The following is a 16,294-nucleotide window of genomic DNA, read 5'->3' on the forward strand; positions in this document are numbered from 1 at the left end:
AGACAGGACGCCTTGACGATGCTCAGCTTGAGGGACCGCGTGGCGGTGACCATGCCGCGGATGGCGGTGGTCGTCCACGACCTGGGCATGGTCTGGCTGTGCTGGCTGGCGTTGCACCAGTTCCGCTATGCGTTGCAGCCGTCGAACGGGGTGCCCGGCGTCGGCTTCGCCGAGGTGGCGCTGGTCCTGTTCGCCCAGGGCGCGGTGTTCTGGCAGGTGGGCCTGTATCGCGGCGTGTGGCGATTCGCCAGCCTCCCCGACCTGCTCAACATCCTCAAGGCCTCGGTGATCGGCCTGCTGGGGATCATGCTGGCGCTGTTCGTCTACAACCGCCTCGACCAGGTGCCGCGGTCGGTCCTGCTGCTGTACCCGCTGCTGCTGACCGCCATGCTCGGCATGCCGCGGCTGATGTACCGGGCGTGGAAGGACCACAGTATCGCCCGCACAGACAAGGCCTCCATCCGCGTCCTCATCCTCGGCGCGGGCCAGGCCGGCGAGACCCTGGTCCGCGACCTGCGTCGCGCCGGTGCCTACGATCCGGTCGGGTTCCTGGACGATGCGGCCAAGCTGCGCGGCAGCCGCCTGCAGGGCATCCCCGTGCTGGGCCGGATCGAGGATGTCGTCCGCATCGCACCGGAGACGGCCGCGGGCCTGCTGGTGATCGCCATGCCGTCGGTGGACGCTGCGACCATGCGCCGCGTCGTCGCGGCCTGCGAGCAGACCGGCCTGCCGTTCCGCACCGTGCCGCGCCTGGACGACATGCTCGAAGGGCGCTCGCTGCCCGGCGAACTGAAGGAAGTGGCGATCGAGGACCTGCTCGGGCGCCAGCCGGTGACGCCGGACTGGAAGGCGATCCGCGGATGGCTGGGTGGTCGCAGCGTCCTGATCACCGGGGGCGGTGGATCGATCGGCGGCGAACTGTGCCGCCAGTGCGCCCGTCATGGGGCGGCGCGCATCGCGCTGATCGAGATCGACGAACTGGCCCTGATCATGGCCGAGTCCGAACTGCGGCGCGATTTCCCGCAGATCCAGTGCATCCCGGTCCTGGGCGACTGCGGCGACCCGGCGGTGATGCGCCATGCGCTGCGGCTGTGCAATCCGGATGCGGTGTTCCATGCCGCCGCCTACAAGCAGGTACCGGTGCTGGAAGGCCAGTTGCGCGAGGCGGTGCGCAACAACGTACTGGCGACCGAGGTGGTGGCGCGCGAGGCCGCGGCTGCCAGGGTCGGCACCTTCGTGCTGATCTCCACCGACAAGGCAGTCGATCCGGTCAACGTGCTCGGCGCCACCAAGCGCCTGGCCGAGATGGTCTGCCAGGCCATGGCCGAACCCGATGGCACGCACTTCGTGACGGTCCGCTTCGGCAACGTGCTCGACTCCGCCGGCAGCGTGGTTCCGGTATTCCGCGAGCAGATCCGCAACGGCGGTCCGGTGACGGTGACCGATCCGGAAGTGACCCGTTACTTCATGACCATCCCCGAGGCCTGCCAGCTGATCATGCAGTCGGTGGCGATCGGCTCGCGCGAGGCCGTGTACACGCTGGATATGGGCGAACCGGTGCCGATCCGCCTGCTGGCCGAGCAGATGATCCGCCTGGCGGGCAAGCAGCCGGGCCGCGATATCGCGATCGTCTACACCGGCCTGCGCCCGGGCGAGAAGCTGCACGAAACGCTGTTCCACGCCGACGAGCGTTACCGGCCGACGCTGCACCCGAAAATCCTGCAGGCGGAAGCGCGTTCGGTGTCCAAGGAGAAGCTCCAGCATTCGCTGGTCGGCTTGCGCGACGCCGTGGCGAGCTTCGACGTCGAGCTGCTCGGGCGTCTGCTGCGAGAGGCGCTGCCGGAGTTCCAGCCTTCCCAGGCTGCCAGCGAGCGCGAAGGCAGCGGGACGGTCGTTGCATTCCCAGCCAGACAGGCACGTAGAACATGACGCAACGCATCCGCAAGGCCGTGTTTCCGGTCGCAGGACTGGGGACGCGGTTCCTTCCCGCGACCAAGACCGTTCCCAAGGAGATGCTGCCGATCGTCGATCGGCCGCTGATCCAGTACGCCGTCGACGAGGCGGTCGAGGCTGGTTGCGACACCCTGGTGTTCGTGACCAACCGCTACAAGCACGCCGTCGCGGACTACTTCGACAAGGCCTACGAACTCGAGCAGAAACTGGAGCGCTCGGGCAAGCACGAGCAGCTCGAGCTGGTGCGCAACGTGCTGCCGGAGGGCGTGCGCGCGGTTTTCGTCACCCAGGCCGAGGCGCTGGGCCTGGGCCATGCCGTGCTGTGCGCGAAGTCGGTGATCGGCGACGAGCCGTTCGCCGTGCTGCTGCCCGACGACCTGATCTGGAACCGCAACGGCGACGGTGCCCTCAAGCAGATGGCCGACCACGCCGAGGCCAATGGCGTGGGCGCGATCGCCGTGCAGGACGTGCCGCGCGAGCAGACCGCGAGCTACGGCATCGTCGAGACCGGCGACTTCAGCAACCGCAGTGGCGCCATCCGGCGCATGGTCGAAAAGCCCAAGCCCGAGGAGGCCCCGAGCACCCTGGCGGTGGTGGGCCGCTACATCCTGCCGGGCGCGATCTTCGAGCACCTGGAGAAGACCGGCCGTGGCGCAGGCGGCGAGATCCAGCTGACCGATGCGATCGCGAGCCTGCTGGGCGAGCGGCAGATCGACGCCTACCGCTTCCGCGGCACGCGCTTCGACTGCGGTACCCACATCGGCCTGGTCGAGGCCACGATCCGCTTCGCGCTCGACCACGAGAAGATCAGCGACGCGGCCCGCGACGCGATGGCCGCCGCGCTGCTCGAACTGGGTGTCACCGAGTTGAGCTGACGCCCCCAGGACGCGCGGAGCTTGCAAAGAAATGGCGCCGAAAGGCGCCGTTTCTGTTTGCGGCGACCAAGCCGGCGGTCATCGCTCGCTGCTGGATAAGCGGCGCCCGTGGGCGCCGCCTCCACTGGTCGAGGCCTCAGAGCGCCTCGAAGATCCCAGCCGCGCCCATGCCGGTGCCGATGCACATGGTCACCATGCCGTACTTGTGCTGGCGACGACGCATGCCGTGAACGATGGTGGCGGTGCGGACCGCACCGGTCGCGCCGAGCGGATGGCCGAGCGCGATCGCGCCGCCGAGCGGGTTGACCTTGGAGGGATCCAGCCCGGAATCCTGGATCACCGCCAGCGCCTGCGCGGCGAAGGCTTCATTGAGCTCGATCCAGTCCAGCTGGTCCCTGGTAAGCCCCGCCTGCTTGAGCGCCTTCGGGATCGCGGCGATCGGGCCGATGCCCATCACTTCCGGACGCACGCCCGCGACCGAGAAGCTGACGAACCGGGCCAGTGGCGTCAGGCCGTAATCCTTGATCGCCTGCTCGGAGGCCAGCAGCACCGCGCCGGCACCGTCGCTCATCTGCGAGGAGTTGCCAGCGGTGACCGAGCCGCCGAACTGGCCGTTGCGGAACACCGGGCGCAGCTTCGCCAGGCCTTCGGGCGACGTGTCGGGGCGCGGGCCCTCGTCCTGCTCGACCAGCAGCTTCTTCAGCCGCACGGTATTGCCGACCAGGTCGGGCTGGTGGGAGACGACCTCGTAGGGGGTGATCTCGTCCTTGAACTCGCCCGCCGCCTGCGCGGCCAGCGCCTTCTGGTGCGAGGCCACGGCGAAGGCGTCCTGCGCCTCGCGCGAGACCTTCCATTCCTCGGCGACCTTCTCGGCGGTGATGCCCATGCCGTAGGCGATGGCAACGTGGTCGTCCTTGAACACCGAGGGGGAGAGGGCGACCTTGTTGCCCATCATCGGCACCATCGACATCGACTCGGTGCCGCCGGCCAGCATCAGGTCGGCGTTGCCGAGGCGGATCTGGTCGGCCGCCAGCGCCACGGCCTGCAGGCCGGAGGAGCAGAAGCGGTTGATGGTCTGCGCGGCGATGGTGTTGGGCAGGCCGGCCAGCAACACGCCGATGCGCGCCACGTTCATGCCCTGCTCGCCCTCGGGCATGGCGCAGCCGATGATGGCGTCGTCGATGCGCGAGACGTCGATGCCCGGCGCCTGCGCCACCACGCTGCGCAGCACGTGCGCGAGCATGTCGTCGGGGCGGGTGTTGCGGAACACGCCCTTGGGCGCCTTGCCGACCGGGGTGCGGGTGGCGGCGACGATGTAGGCCTCTTGTACTTGCTTGCTCATGTTTGGTCCTTGCTGATCCCTTCCCCCGCGTGGCGGGGGAAGGTGCCCGAAGGGCGGATGGGGGCGGGCTCAGTTGCGCAGCGGCTTGCCGGTCTTGAGCATGTGGGCGATGCGCGCCTGGGTCTTCTCCTGTTGCGCCAGTTCGACGAAGTGCTGGCGCTCGAGCCTGAGCAGCCACGCCTCGTCCACCACTGCGCCGCGGTCGACCTCGCCGCCACACAGCACGGTGGCGATGCGGCTGGCGATCTCATAGTCGTATTCGCTGATGAAGCGGCCCTCGAGCATGTTCACCAGCAGCATCTTGAAGGTGGCGATGCCGACGTCGCCGGCGACGCGGATGCGGCGCGCGGGCAGGGGCGGACGGTAGCCGGTCTCCGCCAGGCCGCGGGCCTCGGCCTTGGCGATGTGCAGCAGCTCGTAGGCGTTGAACGCGACCTTGTCGCTGGCGCGCATCAGGCCAAGTTCCTTCGCCTCGACCGCCGAGGACGAGACCTTGGCCATGGCGATGGTTTCGAAGGTCTTCTTCAATTCTGCGAACACGTCGCCGCCGGGACCGGCCGCCTGCGAAGCGCGCGCGGCCAGTTCCTTGAGGCCGCCGCCGGCCGGCAGCAGGCCCACGCCGGCTTCGACCAGGCCGATGTAGCTCTCGAGGTGGGCGACCGTGCGGGCGCTGTGCATCTGGAATTCGCAGCCGCCGCCGAGCGCCAGGCCGCGCACCGCCGCGACCACCGGCACCAGCGAATACTTGATGCGCTGGCTGGTGGCCTGGAAGTTGGCGACCATCGCCTCGAAGGCATCCACCTTGCCCGCCTGCAGCAGGCCAAGCGCGCCAGCCAGGTCGGCACCGGCGGAGAAGGGCTCCTTCGGCTGCCAGATCACCATGCCGGCGAACTTCTTCTCGGCAATGCCGATCGCTTCCTGCAGGCCGTCGAGGACCTGGTCGGACACGGTATGCATCTTGGTCTTGAACGAAACCACGCCGATGTCGTCGCCATCGGTCCACAGGCGCACGCCGTCGTTCTCGAACACCGTCTCACCCTGCGCGAACGACTCGCCCAGCAGCGGATCGGGGAAGCGCTGGCGCTTGTAGACCGGCAGCGCGGAGCGGGGGAGCTTGGCGTCCTGCACCGGGCTGTAGCTGCCCTCGGCGGCATGCACCCCTTCGCGGCCGTCGAACACCCAGTCGGGCAGGGGCGCGCTGCTCATCGCCTTGCCGCTGGTGATGTCCTCGGCGATCCAGCCGGCCACCTGCTTCCAGCCCGCGGCCTGCCAGGTTTCGAAAGGGCCCAGCGACCAGCCGTAGCCCCAGCGGATGGCGAGGTCGACGTCGCGCGCGGTCTCGGCGATGTCGGCCAGGTGGTAGGCGCTGTAGTGGAACAGGTCGCGGAACACCGCCCACAGGAACTGCGCCTGCGGGTGCCGGCTCTCGCGCAGCTTGCGGAACTTCTCGGCCGGGTCCTTCGTCTTGAGGATTTCGACCACTTCGGGCGCGGCCTGGCGGTCGGCCGGGCGGTAGTCCTGCTTTTCCAGGTCGAGTACCACGATGTCCTTGCCGACCTTGCGGAACACGCCGGCGCCGGTCTTCTGGCCCAGCGCGCCCTTGGCGACCAGTGCTTCCAGCCACTTGGGCGACTTGAAGTAGTCGTGCCAGGGATCGCCCGGCAAGGTGTCGGCCATGGTCTTGATGACGTGGGCCATGGTGTCCAGGCCGACCACGTCGGAGGTCCGGTAGGTCGCCGACTTGGGCCGGCCGATCAGCGGACCCGTGACGGCGTCGACCTCGTCGAACCCCAGGCCGAACTCGCCGGTGTGGTGGGCGGTGGCCAGGATCGAGAACACGCCGATCCGGTTGCCGATGAAGTTGGGGGTGTCCTTGGCGTAGACCACGCCCTTGCCGAGGGTGGTGGTCAGGAAGCCTTCCAGGCCTTCGAGCACCGCCTTGTCGGTGCTCTTGGCGGGAATCAGCTCGGCAAGGTGCATGTAGCGCGGCGGGTTGAAGAAGTGCACGCCACAGAACCGGTGTCGAAGCTGTTCCGGAAGAACATCCGCCAACTTGTTGATCCCCAAGCCGGATGTATTGCTGGCCAGTACCGCATGGCCGGGCACGAAGGGGGCGATCTTGCGGTAAAGGTCCTGCTTCCAGTCCATCCGCTCGGCGATCGCCTCGATGATCAGGTCGCAGCCTTTGAGCAGTTCGAGCCCGGTGTCGTAGTTGGCCGGGGTGATGGCCTCGGCCAGCGACTTGCTGGCGAGCGGGGCAGGGCTGAGCTTGGCGAGATTGGCCAGGGCCTTGGTCACGACGCCGCTGGGGTCGCCTTCCTTGGCCGGCAGGTCGAACAGGACCGTGTCCACCCCGGCATTGGTGAGGTGGGCGGCGATCTGTGCGCCCATGACGCCAGCGCCAAGTACCGCGGCGCGTCGTACAAGCAGTTTCTCAGACATGTGATGCATCCATTTGTATGGAAAGGAAAGTCAGGCTCAGGCCTTGAAGCCTGCGGCGGAAAAGCGGATCAGTTCGCGGGCAGCGTGCCGGCGATGCTCGGCCTCGCTCACCCCGGCGGGGCGCTTGATCAGGCCGAAGTCGGCCATGGCATACGTCAGCGCGCCGCCCAGGAAATCCAGGCGCCAGTACAGCTGCTCCTTGTCCAGGTGCGGCACGCAGGTCGAGAGGGCGCGGGCGAACTCGCGCTGCACGTGCCCGTACTGGTCGGACAGGAACTTGCGCAGTCCCTCGTTCTTTTCGGCATACGCACGCGCGATCACCCGGATTAAGGCGCCACCGTGCCGGTCCTGGGCCATGTCCAGCGCGGGTTCGACGAAGGCGGCCAGGATCGGCTCGAGCTGGGCCGGATGGTCGGCCAGGGCGGCGCGCAGGCGGTCCAGGCGCTGGGCGCTCATCACGTCCATGCGGCGCCGGAAGACCTCGTTGACCAGGTTCTCCTTGCTGCCGAAGTGGTAGTTGACCGCGGCGATGTTCACGTCGGCGCGGCTGGTGACCTGGCGCAGCGAGGTGCCCGAGAAACCGTGTTGGGCGAAGAGTTCCTCGGCGGCCCCCAGGATCCGCTCCTTGGTCGAGAACTGCTGGCCGGTCATCGCCACCTCACTGATTCAAACGCTTGTTTGATATTAGGGCGCTGCGGGTCCGGGTGCAACGGGGGCTGCTGCATTGCCGTGCAATCCGATAGAATTACCGTAGCCTTGTCGGCTAAACCCGCGTCCACACGCGGGTTTTTCCATGATAATCTGGCCGTCTCCACAGCGAGCGGCCCCTGCCCGGAGAGGATCCATGGCGCTGGAGCGCACCCTGTCGATCATCAAGCCCGATGCCGTTGCCAAGAACGTCATCGGCGAAATCTATACCCGCTTCGAGAAGGGCGGTCTGAAGGTCGTTGCCTCGAAGATGAAGCAGCTCTCGCGCAAGGAAGCCGAAGGCTTCTACGCGGTGCACCGCGAGCGTCCGTTCTTCAACGCGCTGGTCGAGTTCATGATCAGCGGCCCGGTGATGATCCAGGTGCTCGAGGGCGAGAACGCCATCGCCAGGAACCGCGAGCTGATGGGCGCGACCAATCCCAAGGAAGCCGCGGCGGGCACGATCCGCGCGGACTTCGCCGACAGCATCGACGCCAATGCGGTGCACGGGTCGGATGCGGCGGAGACCGCTGCGGTGGAAATCGCGTACTTCTTCCCGACCACCGACGTCTACGCGCGTTGATCGTCGCGCCTGCCACGGATCGCGCCAGTGCGCCGGTCCGTGGCAAGCGTTCCGAGCCCGACCCTCTGAAGTGCAAGTGACCGAATCGTCCGCCAAGCAGAATCTCCTCGACCTCGACCGCAAGGGTCTGGAGGACTTTTTCGCCGACACGCTCGGCGAGAAGCGCTTTCGCGCGCACCAGGTGATGAAGTGGGTCCACCATCGCCACGTCACCGACTTCGAGGAGATGACCGACCTGGGCAAGGCGCTGCGCGCCAAACTGCAGGAGCACGCGGAAGTGCGCGTGCCGCAGGTCCAGTTCGACAAGCCCTCGGCCGACGGCACCCACAAGTGGCTGCTGGGCATGGACGGCAACAACGCCATCGAGACGGTCTACATCCCCGACAAGGGACGCGGCACGCTATGCGTGTCCTCGCAGGTGGGCTGCGGGCTCAACTGCACCTTCTGCTCGACCGCGACCCAGGGCTTCAACCGCAACCTCAGCACCGCCGAGATCATCGGCCAGGTGTGGGTGGCCGCGCGCCACCTCGGCAACGTCCCGCACAAGCAGCGCCGCCTCACCAACGTGGTGATGATGGGCATGGGCGAGCCGTTGATGAATTTCGACAACGTCGTGCGCGCCATGAGCGTGATGCGCGACGACCTGGGCTACGGCCTGGCCAACAAGCGCGTGACCCTGTCGACCTCGGGTCTGGTGCCGCAGATCGACCAGCTGGCCGAGGTCAGCGACGTTTCGCTCGCGGTCTCGCTGCATGCGCCGACCGACGAGCTGCGCACCACCCTGGTGCCGCTCAACAGGAAGTATCCGATCGCCGAGCTGATGGATGCCTGCGTGCGCTACGCGCAGCGCAAGCGCGGCGAGTCGGTGACGTTCGAATACACCCTGATGAAGGACGTCAACGACCAGCCCGAGCATGCGCGCCAGCTGATCCGGCTGATGCGCGAGTTCGACAACCGCCTCCAGATGAAGGATGCGGCCAAGGTCAACCTGATCCCGTTCAATCCCTTCCCGGGCACGCGCTATGCGCGGCCCGACGATGCGGCCATCCGCCGGTTCCAGAAGCTGCTCAACGAGTCGGGGCGGATCGCGCCGGTGCGCCGCACCCGGGGCGACGACATCGACGCCGCCTGCGGGCAGCTGAAGGGCCAGGTGATGGACCGCACCCGTCGCCAGGCGGAATTCCGCAAACAGGTCGAGGCTGCGGGGGGCGGCGGTGCGCGGGGTTGAGGGGCTGGCCCTCGCGGTCGTCCTGGTGCTGCTGGCCGGCGGCTGCTCGCGGCTGACCTTCGTCAAGCCCAGTGCCGAGCGCCGGGGAGCGGAGCGGATGGCTCCGGAGTACCGCTTCAAGGAAACCCCGCAGAGCAAGGCCCGCGCGGAAGCCCGCCGCCAGGTCTCGATCGCCGATCGGCACCTGCGCGCCGGCGAGCTGGCCGCGGCCGAGGCGGCCGCCAGGGCGGGGCTCAAGGCCGACGCATTGATTCCGGAGCCGCACACGATGGCGGCCCTGGTTGCCACGCAGCAGGGCAAGGCGGAGTTGGCTGGTCGCCATTACGCGGAGGCTGCCCGGCTGGGTCCTTCCGGCCCCACCTACAACAACTACGGGGCGTGGCTGTGCGGCAATGGCCGCCCGCAGGAGTCGCTGCGCTGGTTCGACGACGCGCTGCGCGACCCTGCCTACGGGGACCGCGCCGGCGTGCTCGCCAACGCCGGCGCCTGCGCCGCGCGGGCCGGGGAACGCGACCGCGTCGAACGCGACCTGCGCGCCGCGCTCGAACTGGATCCGGTCAATGCGGTGGCGCTCGAAGCGATGGCCAGCCATGCCTTCGCCCAAGGGCGGTACCTCGAGGCCCGCGCGTTTTCCGAGCGCAGGCTTGCAGCGGCCCCCGTGACACCCGCTACACTCGAACTTGCATCACGGATTGAAGAACAACTCGGCGACACCGTCGCCGCCACTCGCTATGTTCAGCGCCTGAGGACGGAGTTTCCGCAGGCACGGAACACGATCCCAGGGGACAGCACGCAACCATGACGTCGTCCGACCAGAATCCTGGCCAGATCGACCGCGGCCAAGGGGAACGCCTGCGCCAGGCGCGCCAGGCGGCCGGCCTGACCGTGGCCGATGTGGCGCAACGGCTGAAAATGCCGGTGCGGGTGGTGGAATCACTCGAATCGGGCGACTGGGACCGGCTGGATGCGCCGGTCTTCGTCCGTGGACAGTTGCGCAGCTACGCGCGCCTGCTGGGCGTGCGCGTGGACGAAGACCTCCCCGCGGCTTCGCCCTCGGTCCCGATCGAACCGGCCAGGTTGCAGCCGCGCACCTTCACCCCGCCGCTGCGCCGGACGATGGACCGGATGATGGGCCGCATGGTCTACATCGTGATCACCGCGCTGATCGCGGTGCCGGCCTGGATGGCGACCCGCTCCCACCTCGACTCGCAGATCCGCGTCGACGCTTCGCTGGACGCGCCCGCCGGCGCGGCCACCGGTTCCGTCGCCGCGCAGGCTGCGGAGGAAGCGGAGGAGGGGCCGCGGCCGCTGGTCGCGTCCATGGCCTCGCTGCCGCCTCGCCAGTCGCGTGCGCCCGAGGCGGCGCTGCTGCCGGCGCTGTCGTTGCGCTTCGCCCAGGACAGCTGGGTGGAAATCTTCGACGCCAAGGGCGCGTTGCTCGAGCGCGGCCTGCTCAAGGCAGGCGAACGCCGCGACTACGGCAAGGGCGAAGTCGGCCGGGTCGTGCTTGGCAATGCCGGTGCGGTGGAAGTCCGCGGCAACGGCGACATTCAGGATCTGGCCGAGTTCCAGCGCGCGAACGTTGCGCGCTTTACGGTATCCTCTGACGGCTCCATCCAGCCCGCCGGCCACTAGCGCCGCGACGGCCCCGGTGGAATGCGCGCCCGGCGCAGACGCCGGGCGTTCCCGATCGCTTGCCTGTCGCGCCGTCGGCCGCGGACAGGCCTTCATGGCAGCACACGATGGCGTTGGATGAACTGCTCGACGAGCACGAACAAGGCGAACGAGTCCGCAACTGGCTCAAGCAGAACAGCTTCGGCCTGATCGGGGGCCTCGCGCTCGGCCTTGCCCTGATCGGCGGCGGTCGCTGGTGGATGCAGCAGCAGCAGGACAAGCGCCTGGCGCTGGGCGAAACCTACAACGGCATGGTGGCCAAGCTCGAAGCGGGCGACCAGGCCGGCGCGGTCGCTGATGCCGCGACGCTGGCCGGCACCGCGTATGCGCCGCTGGCAGCGCTTGATCTGGCCAAGGCCCAGGCCGAGGCCGGGCAGCGCGACGAGGCGATCGCCACCCTGCGAGGCGCGAAGACGGAAGAGCCGGCGCTGGCCGCGGTGATCGAACATCGCCTCGCCAGGCTGCTGGTCGATGCCGGCAAGGGCGACGAGGCGCTGGCGCTGCTGGCCGATGCGCAGGATCCGGCGGCGCTCGAAGCGCGCGGCGACGCGCGCCATGCCAAGGGCGAACTCGAGCAGGCCCGCGAGGACTACGCGCAGGCCCTGCGCAAGCTCGATCCCGCCGCTCCGCAGCGCCGCCTGCTCGAACTCAAGCTGACCCAGACCGGCGGCTCGCCGGCCACGACGGGGACCGAATCCTGATGAAGCCCGAACGCAATCCGCCCGCGCACGAGATGGCGGGCGCCTGGTCCCGTGGTGGCCGCGTTGTCGCCCTCGTCGCCTGCGTCGCCCTGCTTGCGGGCTGCAGCACCGTCAAGGGCTGGTTCGGCGGCGACAGCGAGAAGGCCAAGGCCAAGCGCGCGGCCGAGCCGGCCGAGCTGGTGGAATTCGCGCCCTCGGCCAGCGTGTCGCGGCTGTGGTCCGCCAGCGCCGGCAAGGGCGAGGACCAGGTTGGGGCCCGCCAGGGCCCGGTCGTCGCCGATGGCCGCGTCTACGCCGCCGCCGTGCGCGGCGGCGTGCGCGCGTTCGACCTGCAGAGCGGCGCCCAGGTGTGGCGCTACGAATCGGACCTGCGCCTGAGCGGCGGCCCCGGCGCCGGCGACGGCCTGGTCGTGGTCGGCAGCCTCGATGGCGAGGTGGTCGCGCTGGATGCGGCCACCGGCGCCGAACGCTGGCAGGCCAAGGTGCCCAACGAGGTGATCGCCGCGCCGGTGATCGGGCAGGGCATGGTCTTCGTCCGGTCCAACGATGGCCGCCTGACCGCGTTCGACGCGGGCAGCGGCGAACGCCGCTGGTTCTGGACGCGGGAGTTGCCGAGCCTGACCGTGCGCGGCAACGACGGCCCGGTGCTGGGTCCCGGCTTCGTCTTCGTCGGAAACGACGACGGCACGGTGGCGGCGCTGTCGCTGGCCGATGGCCGCCAGATGTGGGATATCCCGGTCGCCCAGCCCGACGGGCGCACCGAGCTCGACCGCATGGCCGACATCGACGGCACGCCGGTGCTGGACGGCACCGTGCTGTATGCGAGCAGCTATCGCCTGTCGACCGTGGCCATCGATGCGCCCAGCGGCCGGCCGATCTGGGCCAGCGACCGTGGCGGCTCCTCGCGCCCGGGACTGTCGATCGACAAGGTACTCGTGAGCGACCGCAACGGCTCGGTCTGGGCCCTGGACCGCAGTTCGGGCAGCCCGGCCTGGGAGCAGCCGGGCCTGGCCCGCCGCAACCTGGGCAACGTGGCGGTGCATGGCGACTATGCGGTGGTCGGCGACTTCGAGGGCTACCTGCACTGGCTGCGCCTGGACAGCGGCGAGTTCGCGGCGCGCGAACGCGCCGGGCGTGCGCCGGTCAAGGGCGCGCTGGTCGTGGCCGACGGCATCCTCGTGGTGCAGAACGTCAAGGGCGACCTGACCGCCTGGCGCGTCGACTGACGTCGCCCGCCGGACCCGGGCCGCGCCTGGCCCGCGATCCAGGCAGCCTGATGTCCGCGATTGCGGACTGGGGATGCTGGAGCGGCAGGGCGCCGGCCCGCCCGGATGTGCGCCCACCCGGTGAATCCGGTCGATCCAGGGCCTGCGTCCCGGGGCGGTTTCCTGCGCCGCGGGCGCGGGCACGGTAGGCTTGCCATCCCGATCGCCGGCGCATCCGCCGCCCGCCGATGCCGCGGCCGGCGCGCCCGGCGTCCGGTTTCACCCCCGAAATCCTTCCACAACGGTCCAGCATGCTTCCCTCCGTCGCCCTCGTGGGCCGCCCCAATGTCGGCAAGTCGACGCTGTTCAATGCGCTCACGCGCACCCGCGACGCGCTGGTGCACGACGAGCCCGGCGTGACCCGCGACCGCCACTACGGCGTGTGCAGGCTGGAGCAGGGGCGACCGTTCGTGGTGATCGACACCGGCGGCATCGCCGGGCAGGAAGAAGGCCTGGCCGGCGCGACCGCACGCCAAGCGCGCGCCGCCGCCGAGGAAGCGGACCTGGTGCTGTTCGTGGTCGATGGCCGCGAAGGCGCTTCGGCCCTGGACGACGACATCCTGCAGTGGCTGCGCAAGGCCGCGCGACCGGTGTTGCTGGTGGTCAACAAGACCGACGGCATCGACGCGCGCGCGGCGCTGGCCGAGTTCGCGCGTTTCGGCTACGCCGACAGTTTCGCGGTGTCCTCCGCCCACCGGCAGGGCATCGACGACCTGCTCGACGCGGTGCTGGAGCGGCTCCCGGCCGATGCCGAGGAGCCGGAAGAGGATCCCGGCCGCGTGCGGGTGGCCTTCGTCGGCCGGCCGAACGTGGGCAAGTCGACCCTGGTCAACCGCATCCTCGGCGAGGAACGGATGATCGCCTCGGACGTGCCGGGCACGACGCGCGACTCGATCGCGGTCGACCTCGAACGCGACGGTCGCAGCTACCGCCTGATCGATACCGCCGGCCTGCGGCGCAAGTCGCGGGTCGACGAGGCGGTGGAGAAGTTCTCGATCGTCAAGACGCTGCAGGCGATCGAGGAATGCCAGGTCGCGGTGATCATGATCGACGCCAGCGAAGGCGTGACCGAGCAGGACGCCTCGGTGCTGGGTGCCGTGCTCGATGCCGGCCGTGCCCTGGTCGTGGCGGTCAACAAGTGGGACGGGCTGAGCACCTACCAGCGCGAGCAGACCGAAGCGCTGCTTTCGCGCAAGCTTGCCTTCGTCAACTGGGCCGAAGCGGTGCGCATCAGCGCCAGGCATGGTTCGGGCCTGCGCGAGCTGTTCCGCGCCATCCACCGCGCGCACGGTTCGGCCACGCGGCAGTTCAGCACCGCCGAGGTCACCCGCGCGCTGGAGATCGCCTACGAGGCCAGCCCGCCACCGGTGGTGCGCGGACACGCGCCGAAGCTGCGCTTCGCCCACCCCGGCGGCGAGAACCCGCCGACCTTCGTGGTCCACGGTTCGCGCCTGAAGTCGCTGCCGCCGACCTACACGCGCTATCTCGAGAACTTCTTCCGCAAGCGCTTCAAGCTGGTCGGAACGCCGGTGCGTTTCGTGTTCAAGGAGGGGGACAACCCCTACAAGGACAAGAAGAACGTGCTCACCGAGCGCCAGGTGGCCAGGAAGCGGCGCCTGATCCGGCACGTCAAGCGCGGCAGGTAGCCGCGGCGCGATGGAGGAGCGGTCCGCCATCGCCGGGCAGGACGTCACTCTCGGCCTCCTCGCCGGCGGGCGCGCCACGCGCCTGGACGGGCGCGACAAAGCCTGGCTCGAACGCGACGGCGTGCCGCAGGTGTTGCGCCTGGCGCGCCGCTTCGGCGTGGGCACGGGCGCGATCCTGGTGTCGGCCAACCGCGGCCTGGACCGCCATGCCGGCGCCGGACTGCAGGTCGTCGCCGACCGGGTTGCCGATGCAGGGCCGCTGGCCGGCCTCGACGCCTTGGCCGCGGCCTGCGCGACGCCCTGGCTGCTGACCCTGCCGGTGGACCTCGTGGACGCGAACGACTGCCTGCTGCCCAGCCTCGTCGCGGTCGCGGGCACGCGCGGCGCGAGCGCGCAGGACGACGACGGTCCGCAACCGCTGGTTGCGCTGTGGCCGGTGCCCGCCCTGCGCGGGGCCGTGGCCGAGGCGCTGGCGCAGCGCGCGCTGGCGGTCCAGGCCCTGCAGGCCCGGATGGGCATGGGCGTGGCGCGTTTCGCGGGGGTACGCTTCGGCAACCTCAATACGCCGGACGACCTGCGGGCCGCCGGCATCGACCCCACCTGACCATGGCCGACGACGCATTCCCGCTGCGCATCCCCTACGCCCAGGCGCTGGCGATTATCGAGCGCGTCGCGGGCGCCCGGCGGCTGCCGCAGGAGCACACCGCGACCGCGCGCGCGCACGGGCGGATGCTGGCGCGCGAAGTGGTCGCCGAGGTCGCGATGCCCGCTTTCGACAACGCCGCGATGGACGGTTTCGCGCTGCGCCACGCCGATCTGGCCGGCGCGGAGGGGGCCGGCCTGCTGCTGGTCGGGGAGCAGTTCGCGGGTGCGGCAACGGCGGCGGGGGCGGGTCCGGGCGAGTGCGTGCGCATCACCACCGGAGCGCCGCTGCCGCCCGGCACCGATACCGTGGTGATGAAGGAAAACACGGTGGTCGACGGCGCGCGGGTACGCATCCTCGAACCAGTCGCGTCCGGGCGCCACGTGCGCCGCCGCGGCGAGGACGTGCGCGTGGGCGACCTGGTGGCCTCGCCGGGCGAGGTGCTCACGCCGGCGCGCGTGGCGCTGCTCTCGGCGCTGGGCGTGGCCGGCGTCGACACGGTGCGTCGCCCGACGGTGGCGGTCTTCGCCACCGGCGACGAGCTGGTCGAGCCCGGGATGCCGCTGGCGCACGGCCAGGTCTACAACTCCAACCGCGAACTGCTGATGGGCCTGCTGCGGGCCGAGGGACTCGACCCGGTGGCCTGGCCGACCCTGCCCGACGACCCGGCCGCGATCGAATCGGCGTTGCGCCACGCCGGCGAGGCCTTCGACCTGGTGCTGACCTGTGGCGGCGTCTCCGCCGGCGAGAAGGACCACCTGCCGGCCCTGCTGCAGCGGCGCGGACACGTGTATTTCTGGAAGGTGCTGATGCGGCCCGGCATGCCCGCGCTGCTGGCCGACGGAGGCACGCTCGGGCCCGCGCTGTTCCTGTGCCTCCCGGGCAATCCGGTTTCGGTGCTGGCGACTTTCCTGGCGCTGGCGCGCCCGTTGCTGGACGGACTGCAGGGCAGGGCGCCCCGCAAGCGCTGGCGGGCACGGCTGGCCGCGCCCTGGGACAAGCGCCACGACCGGCTCGAGTTCCTGCGCGGCCGCCTGGCCAGCAGCGAAGACGGCAGCCTGCTGGTGGAGCCGGATCCGGCGGACGGATCGCATCGCATGCGCGCCGCTGCCGACGCCGATGCCCTGATCGTGCTCGACGAGGGCGCCCGGCGGCTCGAGGCGGGCGACGTGGTCCAGGTGCTGCCTTACTGATCCGCCCACGCGACGCAGCGTGCCGCCACCTCGTGCTGGCCCGGGTACCTGCGTCGCCCGGC

The 16,294-nt window shown here is 69.9% G+C and carries 14 protein-coding genes; 11 read left to right on the forward strand and 3 right to left on the reverse strand.

The window, feature by feature from the left end:
* The first annotated feature begins 18 nt into the window (after positions 1 to 18).
* Together ACFQ2D_RS01695 and galU are read left to right on the forward strand one after the other, a co-directional pair.
* Positions 19 to 1,929 (forward strand): nucleoside-diphosphate sugar epimerase/dehydratase, encoded by a 1,911-nt coding sequence (locus ACFQ2D_RS01695; protein ID WP_280941870.1) that lies wholly within the window; start codon positions 19 to 21, stop codon positions 1,927 to 1,929.
* Positions 1,926 to 2,828 carry a UTP--glucose-1-phosphate uridylyltransferase GalU gene (gene galU / locus ACFQ2D_RS01700; RefSeq protein ID WP_280941871.1) on the forward strand — a complete coding sequence of 301 codons (903 nt, stop codon included), beginning with the start codon at positions 1,926 to 1,928 and terminating at the stop codon, positions 2,826 to 2,828. Before ACFQ2D_RS01695 ends, galU begins: the two co-directional genes overlap by 4 nt.
* 136 nt (positions 2,829 to 2,964) lie before the next feature.
* Here galU and ACFQ2D_RS01705 read toward each other — a convergent pair whose 3' ends face one another.
* From ACFQ2D_RS01705 to ACFQ2D_RS01715, 3 genes are all read right to left on the reverse strand, one after another.
* Complete coding sequence (locus ACFQ2D_RS01705) at positions 2,965 to 4,170, reverse strand: acetyl-CoA C-acyltransferase (protein ID WP_280941872.1); 1,206 nt, start codon at positions 4,168 to 4,170, stop codon at positions 2,965 to 2,967.
* Positions 4,171 to 4,239: 69 nt separating this feature from the next.
* A complete protein-coding gene (locus ACFQ2D_RS01710; RefSeq protein WP_280941873.1) occupies positions 4,240 to 6,612 on the reverse strand; it encodes a 3-hydroxyacyl-CoA dehydrogenase/enoyl-CoA hydratase family protein in 2,373 nt (790 codons plus the stop codon).
* A gap of 36 nt (positions 6,613 to 6,648) precedes the next feature.
* Positions 6,649 to 7,263, reverse strand: a complete 615-nt coding sequence (locus ACFQ2D_RS01715) for a TetR/AcrR family transcriptional regulator (RefSeq protein WP_280941874.1) — start codon at positions 7,261 to 7,263, stop codon at positions 6,649 to 6,651.
* Positions 7,264 to 7,456: 193 nt separating this feature from the next.
* On the opposite strand from ACFQ2D_RS01715, the gene ndk reads away from it, so the two are divergent.
* The 9 genes from ndk to ACFQ2D_RS01760 all read left to right on the forward strand — a co-directional run bounded on the left by ndk (position 7,457) and on the right by ACFQ2D_RS01760 (position 16,232).
* Complete coding sequence (gene ndk / locus ACFQ2D_RS01720; RefSeq protein WP_280941875.1) at positions 7,457 to 7,882, forward strand: nucleoside-diphosphate kinase; 426 nt, start codon at positions 7,457 to 7,459, stop codon at positions 7,880 to 7,882.
* A gap of 76 nt (positions 7,883 to 7,958) precedes the next feature.
* Entirely contained in the window at positions 7,959 to 9,110 is a 1,152-nt protein-coding gene (gene rlmN / locus ACFQ2D_RS01725) for a 23S rRNA (adenine(2503)-C(2))-methyltransferase RlmN (protein ID WP_280941876.1), read from the forward strand.
* Positions 9,097 to 9,912, forward strand: a complete 816-nt coding sequence (locus tag ACFQ2D_RS01730; protein WP_386795511.1) for a type IV pilus biogenesis/stability protein PilW — start codon at positions 9,097 to 9,099, stop codon at positions 9,910 to 9,912. The genes rlmN and ACFQ2D_RS01730 overlap by 14 nt, the downstream gene beginning before the upstream one ends.
* Positions 9,909 to 10,745: a helix-turn-helix domain-containing protein gene (locus tag ACFQ2D_RS01735; RefSeq protein ID WP_280941878.1), complete on the forward strand. Its 837-nt coding sequence runs from the start codon at positions 9,909 to 9,911 to the stop codon at positions 10,743 to 10,745. The genes ACFQ2D_RS01730 and ACFQ2D_RS01735 overlap by 4 nt, the downstream gene beginning before the upstream one ends.
* Before the next feature lie 107 nt (positions 10,746 to 10,852).
* A complete protein-coding gene (locus tag ACFQ2D_RS01740) occupies positions 10,853 to 11,485 on the forward strand; it encodes a YfgM family protein (RefSeq protein WP_280941879.1) in 633 nt (210 codons plus the stop codon).
* A 32-nt stretch (positions 11,486 to 11,517) separates the two neighbouring features.
* The gene (gene bamB, locus ACFQ2D_RS01745; RefSeq protein WP_280942053.1) at positions 11,518 to 12,711 is read left to right on the forward strand and encodes an outer membrane protein assembly factor BamB; all 1,194 of its coding nucleotides are present in this window, start codon (positions 11,518 to 11,520) and stop codon (positions 12,709 to 12,711) included.
* Positions 12,712 to 13,001: 290 nt separating this feature from the next.
* Positions 13,002 to 14,396, forward strand: a complete 1,395-nt coding sequence (gene der, locus ACFQ2D_RS01750; RefSeq protein ID WP_280941880.1) for a ribosome biogenesis GTPase Der — start codon at positions 13,002 to 13,004, stop codon at positions 14,394 to 14,396.
* 10 nt (positions 14,397 to 14,406) lie between these two features.
* A complete protein-coding gene (gene mobA / locus ACFQ2D_RS01755; protein ID WP_280941881.1) occupies positions 14,407 to 15,000 on the forward strand; it encodes a molybdenum cofactor guanylyltransferase in 594 nt (197 codons plus the stop codon).
* 2 nt (positions 15,001 to 15,002) lie between these two features.
* Positions 15,003 to 16,232, forward strand: a complete 1,230-nt coding sequence (locus ACFQ2D_RS01760) for a molybdopterin molybdotransferase MoeA (RefSeq protein ID WP_280941882.1) — start codon at positions 15,003 to 15,005, stop codon at positions 16,230 to 16,232.
* Positions 16,233 to 16,294: the final 62 nt, after the last annotated feature.

Source organism: Luteimonas composti, assembly GCF_042678665.1.
Classification (GTDB): domain Bacteria; phylum Pseudomonadota; class Gammaproteobacteria; order Xanthomonadales; family Xanthomonadaceae; genus Luteimonas; species Luteimonas composti.

Bases quoted from the DNA above. Each gene is read 5' to 3' on its own strand.
- ACFQ2D_RS01695 (WP_280941870.1), top strand. From the start codon at position 19: ATGCTCAGCTTGAGGGACCGCGTGGCGGTGACCATGCCGCGGATGGCG.
- galU (WP_280941871.1), top strand. From the start codon at position 1,926: ATGACGCAACGCATCCGCAAGGCCGTGTTTCCGGTCGCAGGACTGGGG.
- ACFQ2D_RS01705 (WP_280941872.1), bottom strand. From the start codon at position 4,170: ATGAGCAAGCAAGTACAAGAGGCCTACATCGTCGCCGCCACCCGCACC.
- ACFQ2D_RS01710 (WP_280941873.1), bottom strand. From the start codon at position 6,612: ATGTCTGAGAAACTGCTTGTACGACGCGCCGCGGTACTTGGCGCTGGC.
- ACFQ2D_RS01715 (WP_280941874.1), bottom strand. From the start codon at position 7,263: ATGACCGGCCAGCAGTTCTCGACCAAGGAGCGGATCCTGGGGGCCGCC.
- ndk (WP_280941875.1), top strand. From the start codon at position 7,457: ATGGCGCTGGAGCGCACCCTGTCGATCATCAAGCCCGATGCCGTTGCC.
- ACFQ2D_RS01735 (WP_280941878.1), top strand. From the start codon at position 9,909: ATGACGTCGTCCGACCAGAATCCTGGCCAGATCGACCGCGGCCAAGGG.
- ACFQ2D_RS01740 (WP_280941879.1), top strand. From the start codon at position 10,853: ATGGCGTTGGATGAACTGCTCGACGAGCACGAACAAGGCGAACGAGTC.
- bamB (WP_280942053.1), top strand. From the start codon at position 11,518: ATGGCGGGCGCCTGGTCCCGTGGTGGCCGCGTTGTCGCCCTCGTCGCC.
- der (WP_280941880.1), top strand. From the start codon at position 13,002: ATGCTTCCCTCCGTCGCCCTCGTGGGCCGCCCCAATGTCGGCAAGTCG.
- mobA (WP_280941881.1), top strand. From the start codon at position 14,407: ATGGAGGAGCGGTCCGCCATCGCCGGGCAGGACGTCACTCTCGGCCTC.
- ACFQ2D_RS01760 (WP_280941882.1), top strand. From the start codon at position 15,003: ATGGCCGACGACGCATTCCCGCTGCGCATCCCCTACGCCCAGGCGCTG.